This is a genomic window from Xanthomonas sp. MLO165, assembly GCF_018831305.1.
Classification (GTDB): Bacteria; Pseudomonadota; Gammaproteobacteria; order Xanthomonadales; family Xanthomonadaceae; genus Xanthomonas; species Xanthomonas arboricola.
Genome location: NZ_CP029263.1, coordinates 214,150 through 226,331, shown reverse-complemented (window position 1 = coordinate 226,331; position 12,182 = coordinate 214,150). Strand labels below are relative to the sequence as shown.

The following is a 12,182-nucleotide window of genomic DNA, read 5'->3' as shown; positions in this document are numbered from 1 at the left end:
AAAACACTCCGGTCTAGGACTTCTTGAGCCACTTGAACAGCGGCTCCCAGTCCTGTTGATGGTCGCGCACCTGCGCCGAGCGGTAATCGAACAGGCTGCGCCCCAACCCGGCCATCACCACATAGGCCTGGGTGTCGCGCAGCTGGGTTACCAGGGGATAGGGCCAGGCGCCGATCATCTCGGCAGCTTGCTGCGAGGTCTGGGTCCAGGGACGGGCGCGGTTGAGCACCAGGCCCACCGGCAATTTGCGCTGATGCACGCGCGGCACCTTGGCCAGCGTGTTGAGGAAGCCGACCACCGCTTCGATATCCAGCGCCGAGGACAATACCGGCACCACGATGGCATCGACGTGGTCGAGGAAGCCGCTCAGGTCGTCGGCCATCGCACCGGCCGGAGCATCGATAACCAGCTGGTCGGTACCATCGGGCACCGCGGCCTGCCAGTTGCGCCGGCGGGTGGCGTCGATCGGCAACACCGCACTTTCCAGGCTGGCGCGACGCTGCGCCCAGCGCGTGGACGAGCCTTGCGGATCGGCGTCCGCCAGCACGGTGCGCTGGCCCTGCAAGGCCGCATGGGCGGCCAGATTGGTGGCGATCGTGGTCTTGCCGACGCCGCCTTTGGAGCCGGCCACCAGGACTGTCTTCATGCACGCCTCGCTTCCGGGAGCAAGCCGGCAGCGTACACCGCGACGAAGTGAGGAAGTAGTCGAAAGGCGTTAAACGTCCACCGTGATCGCTCTCGCACTGCAGCATCGTCCGCTGGCGAATGGCCGAGGCGACATGCGCCGGCCAAGCGGATCAGCGGGTCTGGTGGCCCGGTGCGCCCGGCTGCCAACCCGCTGGCGGCTGCACTGCAAGGCCTTGACGCTGTAACTGCGCACGCAACGCCGGCACTTCGCCCTGCGTCAGGACGGCCTCCAGCTTGTCGGACATGCCATCGACGCCGGACGCGCGGAGCTGCTCCTGCTGCTGTAGCCACTGCAGTTCCCGCACCCGCGCCTGCCAGCGCGTGGCATCGGCGCCGCTGCTCAGTGCCGCCATGCCTTTGCTGCCGATCATGGCGATGGCCAAGGTGGACTCGTCATTGGCCACGTTGTTCAGCACGGACATGCACTCGTCGCGTAACGCGGCCGTGACACCGGTGGGGCTGCAGCGCCGCATCAGATCGCCCAGCGCGGGAAGTGCATGTGCAGACCAGGCACCCATCACGAACATCGCCGCCATGTCCGCGCCCGTGGAAGGCATGCCTTGCGCGTCGAGTTGCGCGCGCAGGCTGACCGAGGCCAGCGATGGCCATTGCACGCTGTCGTAGCTGGCATGCAGGGCCTTGCCGAATGCCAGCGCACCGCTGTCGAAATGATCGGACTGCACGGCCGCCTGCCAGGCGCGCTCGGCAGCCGCCTGGTCGCCGCGGCGCTGCGCAGCCGTGTAGGCACGCAGATGCACACTGGCGTTGCCGGCATCGGCCTGCTCCAGGAACGCCAGCGCAGCGCCTGGGTCACAGCGCAACGCAGGTGCGCAACCGGCGGATTCCATGCGCGCTACCAACGGGTCTCGCGGCCGCGCGTCCAGGGCACGCTGCAGCCAGACCCGCTGGATGGGGGCATAGCCTCCGTCTGCGGCCGACGCCGCGTCGTCCTCGGCATCGACCCACAACAGACCGGCCAGATACAGCTGCCTGGGCTCGCCGCTGGACGCCATGCTGCGCAGGCGTGCCTGCATGGTCTGGCCGACCTGGCGTGCCCATTGATCCACCAGCGGATCGTTGGCCGCAGCCGCTGTGCTCGCAGGCGCTGCCGCCATTGCCGAATGTGCCGCGCAGACGCTGCCAAGCCATAGCAGCGCCGTGGTGATCAAGCGATATCCGTGCATGTGTTGCTCCTGTCCATATGGGCGCGCAGTGTTGCGGGCCAGCATTTCATACGGACCAGGCCCTATCAAGCCACCAGGCGTGCCAACAGCCAGGCCCATGCAGGCAGGGTCAGCAGCGACAGCAGGATGCTGTAGCCGACCATCGCTGCGGCCAGGCGCGGCGCCAGCCGATGCGTGATGGCCAGCGCGGCGGCGGTGATCATGGTGGGCATGGCCGATTCGAGCACGTTGGTCTGCAGCATCGCGCCATGCAGGCCGAGCGCCAACGACAGCGGCAACGCCAGGATCGGCATCACTGCCAACTTGAAGGCCAGGCCCACGGCCAAGGGTTTGAGTTCGTCCGCAGGCAGGCGCAACTGCAGCGAAAAGCCCACCGCCAGCATCACCAGCGGCAGCATCGCGTCGGCCAGGCTCTTCAAGCCCGCGCCAATCCAGGTCGGCGGCTGTTCCGGCATCATCGTCAATGCAAACAGCAATGCCCATAGCGGCGGGAAGCGCAGCACGCGCAACAGGATCAGCTTCGCGGTCGGCGGAGTGTCGCCGCTGTAGCGGGCCAGCACATACAGCCCGAACGTCGATAACAGCACGAAGGTGCCGAACTGGTCGTAGACCACCGCATACGGCAGGGCGTGATCGCCGATCAACGCGCGCACCATCGGAAAGCCGATGAAGCTGGAGTTGGTGAACACCACGCACATCAGCAGCGCGGCGTATTCCTCGCGCTTGAACCGGAACAGGCGGCTGCAGCCCCACAGCAGCGGCACGATGATTGCGGTCAGCAGCCACGGGGTGGCGATCACTCCACCCAGCGAGGCATCCAGGTGCAACCGCGGCACATAGGTGAGCACCGAGGCTGGCAGGCAGATGTACAACACGATGCGATTGAGTACATCGGCGCTGTTGTCCGGCAGCACCCGCAAGCGCGCGAACAGCAGGCCCAGCCCCAACATCGCCAGAATCAACGCAAATGCATCCACCGCCATGGCGTGGTCAGGTCCGTGGGAAAGCGACACTCAGCATCGCATAGTGGGCGTGTCGTGCCTGGATCAGTGACGGGCTGGATCGGCGACGGGCTAAATCGGCAAGCATGCCTACGCGTGGCGCAGATCGGTCGCTCAACGCCTGGCGACAAGCATGTCGAGGCTTGCCGCTTCCGGGATGTTGCCAAAGCTAGTCAGTCGAGGGCTCGGCGCCCTCACCGCACTAGGAAGTTGGTCGGTGGCCGAATGAAAAACTGCTTGCTCGATGCATCGACCATTGAGCCATTGAGCCGGCCCATCATTCTCCAGCGATGCACATCGAGCACCGCTCTTGACCGTGCACACCGACCATCTCGACGGGTCCTTGCCCGCTCACCGTCGCGGGACCTTACGCGGCATGGATGCCGCGTAAGAGCCTACAGGGACGTACTCGCGGCGTGTCCCGCGATGGTGGGCGGGCGAGGGCCCTGCAACCAAGCTGCAGATCATCCGCTCTGCAACTGGTCCATCAGCGCTGACCAATCCTTCCAAGCACGACACCCAAAGCAATGACTTGGAGCGGTGGCTGCGTTGCCCTGCTGGTGCCGGCCGCAAAAACGCCGTGCGACGTGATGTACAGCAGCGCGCTACGGGACTTTCTGCAGCGCGCCCGCCGCCGAGTTACGGAAACGCCGGCGGGTTCGCCTGCCATGCCGCAAAGACCTCGGCCAGGCTGGCGCGTTCGGCCTCGCGCCAATCCGGCAGCAAGGTGGCGTAGCTGGCGGTGCTGCTCCAGCGATCCGGCCAGGTGCGCACTGCGGCGGCATACCACTCGACCGCTTCCTGCTTACGCCCGCTGCGCCATAGCGCCAGCGCCGCGGTCGTCGGCAACCAGGCCGGCGCGGCCGGGCGGCCGTTGGCCAGGCCGGCCCACTGCTGCAAGGCCTTGTCGGGCTGGTCGGCGCGCAACAGATCCCAGCCGTAGTTCCAGGTGATGGCACGGTATTGCTGGCTGCCGTTGGAGACCAGCCCCAGGGCACCCTGGTAGAGCTCGTCGCCCAACTGCGTGCGTCCCCCGGCATAGGCCAGCGATGCCAGCTGCGCGCGCGGCTCGGCCGCGCGGGCGTCACGCTGCACCATCGCCGCCAGGCGGTCGACCACCGCATCGCCCTGCCCCTGTACCGCGACCACGGCCTTGGTGGTGCCGCGATCTTCGTCGAAATAGAACTCCTTGGGCTTGGGCAGGTTCTGCGCCTGCGCCATCGACCACACGCCCCCGAGCAAGGCCAACATCGCGGCCCATGCGTATTTCCTTTTCACTGGCTTTATCCCCTGACAGCAAACGACCCTTCCCGTCCCCATCGTAACCGCAGCGCGACGGCTGTGCATCCGCATGCAACGGGCGCGTGAAGGGCGACTGTTACACTTTGTACCGCCGTTTTGGAATCCGTCGGGCGGGTCATTGGTTTCAGATGACACGCACCGGGTCCCAGCCACCCTTTCCGGGCACGCCATGACCAGTACTGCTGCACTCTCTTCTCCCGACTCTGCCAACACGCCGGAGCTCGGCCAGGTGGATGCGGATTACACGCTGGAGCACAAGTACACGCGTGCCGACGGGCGCATCTACCTGTCCGGCGTGCAGGCGCTGGTGCGGCTGCCGTTGATGCAGCGCCTGCGCGATGACGCCGCCGGCCTTGCGACCGCCGGCTTCATCAGCGGCTATCGCGGCAGCCCGCTGGGCGGTTTCGACCTGGAGCTGTGGCGTGCGCGCAAGCATCTGGACGCGGCCAGGGTGACCTTTACCCCCGGCCTCAACGAAGACCTGGCCGCCACCATGGTCTGGGGCACCCAGCAAACCAACCTGTTCCCCGGTGCCAAGGTGCAGGGCGTCTACGGCATGTGGTACGGCAAGGGCCCAGGCGTGGACCGCAGCGGCGATGTGTTCAAGCACGGCAACGCCGCCGGCACCTCGCCGTATGGCGGCGTGCTGGCACTGGCCGCCGACGACCATGCCTGCCGCAGCTCCACCCTGCCGCACGGTTCGGAAGAAGAATTCGTCAGCGCGATGATGCCGATCCTCAACCCGGCCGGGGTGCAGGACATCCTGGACATGGGCCTGCTCGGCTGGGCGATGAGCCGCTATACCGGGCGCTGGGTCGGTTTCAAGACCATTGCCGAGACGGTGGAGTCGTCGGCCTCGGTGGATGTGGATCCGTTCGCACGCAGCATCGTGTTGCCGGAGGACTTTGCGCTACCGGCGGGCGGCCTGAGCATCCGCTGGCCGGATCCGCCGGTGGACCAGGAAATGCGCCTGCACCGCTATGCGATCGCCGCCGCACAGGCCTTCGCACGCGCCAACCAGATCGACAAGGTGGTGCTGGATTCGCCGCATGCGCGGCTGGGCATCGTCACCACCGGCAAGAGCTATCTGGACGTGCTGCAGGCGCTGGAATACCTGGGCCTGGATGCGCAGGCCTGCGCGCAGATCGGCATCCGCGTGTACAAGGTCGGCATGACCTGGCCGCTGGAGCCGGTGGGCATCAGCGCGTTCGCGCGCGGGCTCGACGACATCGTGGTGGTGGAAGAGAAAAAGGCGTTCATCGAGCGCCAGATGAAGGAGCTGTTCTACAACTGGCCGGCCAGCGCCGGTGCGCGGCCGAGCATCGTCGGCAAATACGACGAGCAGAGCGAATGGATCCTGCCGTCCACCGGCGAGTTGACCCCGGCCACGATCGCCGCAGTGATCGGCAAGCGCATCCAGCGCTTTGCGCTGCCGTCCAGCGCGATGACCGAGTCGATCGAACAACGGTTGCGCTGGATGGACAGCAAGGAGGCCGAAATGGCCTTGCCGCGCGCGCTGTTCCCGCGCGTGCCGCATTACTGCTCCGGCTGCCCGCACAACACCTCCACCGCGGTGCCGGAAGGCTCGCGTGCGCTGGGCGGCATCGGTTGCCATTACATGGTGACCTGGATGAACCGCTCCACCGACACCTTCACCCATATGGGCGGCGAAGGCGTGACCTGGTCGGGGCAGGCGCCGTTCACCGAAACGCCGCACGTGTTCCAGAACCTGGGCGACGGCACCTATTTCCACAGCGGCTCGCTGGCGATCCGGCAGTCGGTCGCCAGCGGCGTCAACATCACCTACAAGATCCTCTACAACGATGCGGTGGCGATGACAGGCGGCCAGCCGGTGGACGGCACGCTCACCGTGCCGGACATCGCGCAGCAGCTGCGCGCCGAAGGCATCCACACCATCGCGGTGGTCAGCGACGACATTGGCAAATGGACGCGCCGGCGCGAGCGCTTCCCCAGCGAGGTGGCGTTCCACGATCGCAGCGAACTGGATGCGGTGCAGCAGCAGTTGCGCACGGTCAAGGGCGTGTCGATCCTGATCTACGACCAGACCTGCGCCACCGAAAAGCGCCGCCGCCGCAAGCGCGGCAAGTTGGTCGACCCGCCCAAGCGCGTCATGATCAATTCGCTGGTGTGCGAAGGCTGCGGCGATTGCGGCGAAAAGAGTTTCTGCGTGTCGGTGCTGCCCAAGGAGACCGAGTTCGGCCGCAAGCGGCAGATCGACCAATCCAATTGCAACAAGGATTATTCCTGCGTGTCGGGCTTTTGCCCGAGCTTTGTCACCGTGCATGGCGGTGCGCCGCGCAAGGGCAAACAGCGCGATGCCAGCGCCCTGCTGGGCAACCTGCCCGCGCCGCCGCAACGCACTACGCTGCAACAGCCCTGGAACATCCTGATCACCGGCGTCGGCGGTACCGGCGTGGTGACCATCGGCGCATTGCTCGGCATGGCCGGGCATCTGGAAGGCAAGGGTGCCACGGTGCTGGACCAGACCGGCCTGGCGCAGAAGGGCGGCGCGGTGACCACGCATATCCGCATCGCACGCCGGCCGGCCGATATCCACGCGGTGCGCATCGCGGCCGGCGAAGCGGATCTGGTGCTGGGCTGCGACATGGTGGTGGTCAACGATTACTGGGCCTTGTCCAAGGTGCGCGACGGCCGCACCCAGGTGGTGCTCAACACCTACGAAGCGATGCCGGGCAACTTCACCACCCAGCCGGACCTGCAGTTCCCCGCCGCCGAGATCATTGCCGGCGTGCGCACCGCATTGGGCGGCCAGGAGCCGCTATTGCTGGATGCCACGCACCTGGCGACGGCGCTGCTGGGCGATGCGATCGCCAGCAACCTGTTCGTGCTCGGCTATGCCTGGCAACACGGGCTGGTGCCGTTGTCGCATGCGGCGCTGATGCGCGCCATCGAGCTCAATGGCGCGGCGGTGGCGATGAACCAGCAGGCGTTTGCGTGGGGGCGCCTGGCCGCGATCGACCTGCCGGCTGTGCAGCAGGCCGCAGGACTGCGCAAGGGTGGCGAGCGTGCGCATGCACAGGGCGATACGCCGCCAGTGCGCGCACCCGGCAGCTGGGAAGAGCACGATCTTGGCGGACAGACCGCACCGCATGCGCTGGCGCAGAGCGACGGCAACACGCTGCATGGCGATGTCGATGCGCCCACGCATCCGCTCGACGACGAGCAGCTGGCGCAGTCGCTGGACGAAGCCATCGCGCGGCGCGTGGCGTTTCTGACCGACTACCAGGACGCCGCCTACGCACAGCGCTATCGCAGCCTGGTCGAGCGTGTACGCACGCACGAAGCGCAACAGGCGCCCGGCAGCAGCGCGTTGAGCGAGGCAGTGGCGCGTTACTTCTTCAAGCTGATGGCCTACAAGGACGAATACGAGGTGGCGCGGCTGTATACGCGTGGCGACTTCCAGCGCCGGCTGCAGCAGCAGTTCGAAGGCGACTACACGCTGCGCTTCCACCTGGCACCACCGCTGCTGGCAAGGAAGGATGCGCAAGGCCACGCGATCAAGCGCGAATACGGGCCGTGGATGTTCACTGTCTTCAAGCTGCTGGCGCGGCTGAAGTTCCTGCGCGGCGGCAAGCTGGATGTGTTCGGCTACAGCGCCGAACGGCGTGGCGAGCGTCAGCTGATTGCCGATTACGTGGCAACAGTGGACACGCTGCTGCAACGGCTGGATGCCGACAACGTCGGCCTGGCCGCGCAGATCGCCAGCATTCCCGAACATATCCGCGGCTACGGGCATATCAAGCACGCGCGTCTGGAAGAAGCCAAGGCGCGCGAAGCGGCGCTGCTGGTGCAGTGGCGCAATCCCAAGGCCCTGCATGTGGTGCAGGCGGCGTAGGTCTGGCTGAGCGGCGTTGCAGCGTTAAAGCGTTGCGCGCTGATCGGGTGGAGCGTTGCCGGTAGTGCAGCAGTGACGGGCTGGTGTGTTGTGGCGCAGATGCCGCGCAACGACCGCTGCGGCGGCGACTGATCGCGCTGCCGCATGACGGCGGTCAGTGCCGGCTGGGGCGATGGGCTGCCGGCGTCACGATCGGCTCGCAAAGGCGCTCCTGCCGCGCACGCGAGCGGCGCTGCGCATGCAGCGCCCCACCCGTCATTCGAAATGCCGGCCGCGCCTCAGGCGGACCGGCCCACGCACAGTTCGCACATCGACCACGTCGCCACGTTGGGTGATCTGCACCACGTCGCTGCCGGCCAGATCGGCGGCAACGCTGCGGATCTGCGGCATCAGCGCGCGCCAGCGCATTTCGTCATCGCTGAGCGCGCGGGCGACCTCGGACGGGCAGATCGATTGCTCCGGCCGCCGGCGCGTTAGCAGCGCGCGGATGGTCGCGACGATCTGCGCATCGTCGATCCGTTGCACGCCAGAGGCCAGAACTCAGAGCGGGCGCAACACGCGCAGGCCGAACCAGTCCTTGGCATCGTTCCAGCCGTGGGTGACCTTCAGCCCCGCAGCGGCGGCAAGTTCGGCAAAGCGTGCGTCGGTGTACTTGTAGCTGTATTCGACCTGCATCGCCTCGCCTTCGGCAAATTCGAATGCCTTGCCGCCCACCTGCACGCGCTGGGCGCGCTGGCTGATCAGGAAGGTTTCGATGCGGCCGCGTTCGCGCGCATACACCGCGTGGTGGCGGAAGCCGTCCAGATCGAAGTCGCTACCGATCTCGCGGTTGAGCCGCGCCAGCAGATTCAGGGTGAACTCGGCAGTGACGCCGGCCGCATCGTTGTAGGCGGCCTCGATCAGTCCGGCATCCTTGTCCAGATCGATGCCGATCAGGGCGCACCCGTCGCTGCCCATGGTCTGGCGCATTGCATCGAGCAACTCGACGGCGGCATCATCGGTGAAATTGCCCAGCGTTGAGCCGGGGAAGAACACCAGATGCCGGCGCGCCGGGCGCTGCGCCTGCGGCAGCTGCAGCGGCTTGGTGAAGTCGGTGCATACCGGCAGCATCTGGATCTGCGGGAACTGCTGCGCCAGCCGCGCGGTGCTCTCAAGCAAGGCCGTGCGCGAGATTTCCAGCGGCGTGTAGGCCACCACATCGCGCAGGCCCTGCAGCAGCAATTCGGTCTTGCGCCCGCTGCCGCTGCCGTATTCGACCACGTGCACACCAGCGCCGATCGCCTGCGCGATCGAGGCCATGCTGGCCTCTAGCAAGGCCAGTTCGGTGCCGGTGAGGTAGTACTCCGGCTGCCGGGTGATCGCCTCGAACAGCTGCGAGCCGTGCGCATCGTAGAAATACTTCGACGGCAGCGTCTTGGGCGTTTGCTGCAGCCCGGCCAGCGCGTCGGCGGTGATGTCATCCGGTTGCGGGCGCAGGTCGGTCAGCGCGGCGTGCGCGCGTTGCATGGCATGGGCGGCGGCGTTCAAGGCAGATCCTTGGCAAGGCGCACGCCGGCAAACTGCCAACGCGCATCGGAGGGAAAAAAGTTGCGGTAACTGGCGCGGACGTGGCTAGCCGGCGTGGCACAGCTGCCACCGCGCAGCACCCATTGCGCATTCATGAATTTGCCGTTGTATTCGCCCAGCGACCCGGGCCACGGCGCAAAGCCGGGATACGGCAGGTAGGCGCTGCCGGTCCATTCCCAGACATCGCCGAACAACTGCTGCAGGCCGGTATCCACCGCGTCGGCACCGCGCGGATGCAAGGTGTCGCTATCGACGAAATTGCCCTGCACCGGCACACCGGTGGCGGCCTGTTCCCACTCGGCTTCGGTGGGCAGGCGCGCGCCGGCCCAGCGCGCGAACGCATCGGCTTCGAACAGGCTCAGGTGGCATACCGGCGCATGCGCATCGCGCGGGCGCCAGCCATCCAGGGTGAATTCGCGTCCGTCCGCGTCCCAATACAGCGGGTGCTGCCAGCCTTGCGCCTGCACCATCGCCCAGCCATCGCTGAGCCAGGCACCGGCACTGCGGTAGCCACCGGCGTCGATGAACTGCTGGAACTCGGCGTTGCTGACCACCCGATGCGCCAACGCATGCGCACCGACCAGCACGCGGTGGCGCGGCGACTCGTTGTCGTAGGCGAAGGTGTCGGCCTGCGGCCATGCCGCTGCGCCGATCTCCACGATCTGTTCGTCGCGTGCCTGCCAGCGCAGCGTGCTGGCGACGGCCGCAGGCGGTGCCGGCGCATCGCGGTACGCCGGCTGCAGCGGATTGCTCCACAGCGCGTGCTTGATATCGGTCAACAGCAATTCCTGGTGCTGCTGCTCGTGCTGGATGCCGAGCTGCACGATGGTGCAAGCCTGCGCGTCCAACACCCCGTCACGCAGGCGCTGCTGCATCTGCGCATCGACTGCGGCCCGGTAGTCGCGCACCTGCTGCAACGACGGCCGCGACAACACTCCGCGACGCGCGCGCGCGTGCATCGGGCCCACGCTCTGGTAGTAGCTGTTGAACAGGAAATCCCAGGCCGGGTCGAACACACGGTAGGCCGGATCGGCCTGCAGCACGAAGCGTTCGAAAAACCAGGTGGTGTGTGCCAGATGCCATTTGCTGGGGCTGGCGTCGGGCATGCTCTGCACCATCGCGTCTTCAGCGCTCAGGGGTGCGGCGAGGCGATCGCTCAGCGCGCGGGTCTGCGCGTAGCGTTCCAGCAGCGTTAGCTGCTGTTGCTGGTGGTGGCCCAGCAGAGATGAGAGTGCAGACATCGCCATATGCTTGAGGAGCGCCTGTGAACGCGCCGTGTCGGCAGCGTGGCAGCCAGCGGTAAGCTGTCGCCATGTCTTCTTTTTCCCTGTCCAGCCTGCTCCCCGCGCCCGTCGAATGGGAACGCCGCCAGCAGGCATTTGCGTTACCTGCCGACATCACCTATCTGGATGCCGCCTCGCGCGGCCCGCTGCTGCGCGCGGTGCAAGCGGTCGCGCATCAGGCGGTGGATGCGCTGGCCACCCCGTGGCAGCTGCCGTTCGATGCCTGGCTGCAGGACATCGAGCGTTTGCGCACGCTCGCTGCAGGCCTGTTCGACGACGATGCCGACGGCGTGGCAATGCTGCCCTCGGCCGCGCACGGCCTGGCGACTGCCGCACGCAACCTGCCGCTGCAGCGCGACGAGGCGGTGCTGTTGCTGGAAGGCCAGTTCCCCTCGAACCTGCTGATCTGGCAACGCCGCTGTGCCGAGGTGGGTGCGCACATCGTGGCGGTGTCCACGGCCGGCGGCGATGCCTTGACCGCGGCGGTGCTGCAGGCCATCGCCCAGACACCGGCCTTGCGCATCGTCACCTTGCCGCATGCGTACTGGCTGGATGGACGACAGCTCGATCTGGACCGCATCAGCGCCGCGGTGCACGCACGCGGTGCGGCGCTGGTGCTGGATCTGAGCCAGAGCCTGGGCGTGCTGCCGACCGACCTGCCGCGCTGGCGGCCGGACTTCGTGGTCAGCGTCGGCCACAAATGGCTGCTGGGGCCGATGGGGCTGGCCTGGCTGTGGGTGGCCCCGCAATGGCGGGTGCACGGCGTGCCGATCGAAGAACACTGGATCGGCCGCGATGCCGGCAGCAGCTGGGAATTTCCGGTCGCCCAGGCGCCGTCCTATCGCAGCGGTGCGCGCCGGTTCGATGCCGGCGGCGTTGCCGATCCATTGCGGATTGCGATGGCGACGGTGGCCTTGCAGCAGGTCGCTGCCTGGCAACCGGCACGCATCGCGCAGGCGCTGGGCGCGCTTACCGCGCGCTGGGACGCGGCGCTGCAGGCACGCGGCCTGCGCAGCTGGTGCACGCCCGCCCACGCGGCGCATCTGACCGCGTTGCAGCCGCCAGCCAATCAGCTGGATGCGGTGGCGACGGCGTTCGGCGCGCGCAGGGCGATCTGCACACGCCGACACGGACGTCTACGTATCGCACCGCACCTCAATGTCACCGAGGATGCACTCTCAGCCCTGATTGCAGCGCTGCCAGCCTCGTAACCGTAGGAGCGGACCAGGTCGCGACCGGGCTTAGCCGGTAACGCCACGTCGCGGCCTGGTCCGCTCCTACG

The 12,182-nt window shown here is 67.1% G+C and carries 9 protein-coding genes; 2 read left to right on the top strand and 7 right to left on the bottom strand.

Translation table 11 applies throughout. The features are described from left to right. Positions 1–13 precede the first annotated feature (13 nt). From DGN21_RS00950 to DGN21_RS00935, 4 genes are all read right to left on the bottom strand, one after another. Positions 14–646: a ParA family protein gene (locus tag DGN21_RS00950; RefSeq protein ID WP_016904235.1), complete on the bottom strand. Its 633-nt coding sequence runs from the start codon at positions 644–646 to the stop codon at positions 14–16. 151 nt (positions 647–797) lie between these two features. After that, on the bottom strand, positions 798–1,871 hold the full coding sequence (locus DGN21_RS00945) for a hypothetical protein (protein ID WP_160954993.1): 1,074 nt from the start codon (positions 1,869–1,871) through the stop codon (positions 798–800). Positions 1,872–1,936: 65 nt separating this feature from the next. Continuing rightward, positions 1,937–2,854: an AEC family transporter gene (locus DGN21_RS00940; RefSeq protein ID WP_104609355.1), complete on the bottom strand. Its 918-nt coding sequence runs from the start codon at positions 2,852–2,854 to the stop codon at positions 1,937–1,939. A gap of 657 nt (positions 2,855–3,511) precedes the next feature. Then, positions 3,512–4,150: a hypothetical protein gene (locus DGN21_RS00935; RefSeq protein WP_046345310.1), complete on the bottom strand. Its 639-nt coding sequence runs from the start codon at positions 4,148–4,150 to the stop codon at positions 3,512–3,514. Positions 4,151–4,343: 193 nt separating this feature from the next. Here DGN21_RS00935 and DGN21_RS00930 point away from each other — a divergent pair, with 193 nt between their 5' ends. Beyond that, positions 4,344–8,051: an indolepyruvate ferredoxin oxidoreductase family protein gene (locus DGN21_RS00930; protein ID WP_215825082.1), complete on the top strand. Its 3,708-nt coding sequence runs from the start codon at positions 4,344–4,346 to the stop codon at positions 8,049–8,051. A gap of 255 nt (positions 8,052–8,306) precedes the next feature. Here DGN21_RS00930 and DGN21_RS00925 read toward each other — a convergent pair whose 3' ends face one another. Genes DGN21_RS00925 through egtB form a run of 3 tightly spaced genes read right to left on the bottom strand, consistent with a single transcriptional unit; the run spans position 8,307 to position 10,864 of the window. Continuing rightward, positions 8,307–8,576, bottom strand: coding sequence for a DUF3253 domain-containing protein (locus tag DGN21_RS00925; protein ID WP_126965337.1), 270 nt, complete (start codon positions 8,574–8,576; stop codon positions 8,307–8,309). A gap of 15 nt (positions 8,577–8,591) precedes the next feature. Continuing rightward, positions 8,592–9,578 (bottom strand): L-histidine N(alpha)-methyltransferase, encoded by a 987-nt coding sequence (egtD, locus tag DGN21_RS00920; RefSeq protein WP_039529166.1) that lies wholly within the window; start codon positions 9,576–9,578, stop codon positions 8,592–8,594. Continuing rightward, positions 9,575–10,864, bottom strand: a complete 1,290-nt coding sequence (gene egtB / locus DGN21_RS00915) for an ergothioneine biosynthesis protein EgtB (protein WP_054592027.1) — start codon at positions 10,862–10,864, stop codon at positions 9,575–9,577. The genes egtD and egtB overlap by 4 nt, the downstream gene beginning before the upstream one ends. 65 nt (positions 10,865–10,929) lie before the next feature. Here egtB and DGN21_RS00910 point away from each other — a divergent pair, with 65 nt between their 5' ends. After that, positions 10,930–12,111 (top strand): aminotransferase class V-fold PLP-dependent enzyme, encoded by a 1,182-nt coding sequence (locus DGN21_RS00910; RefSeq protein WP_126965338.1) that lies wholly within the window; start codon positions 10,930–10,932, stop codon positions 12,109–12,111. Positions 12,112–12,182 lie beyond the last annotated feature (71 nt).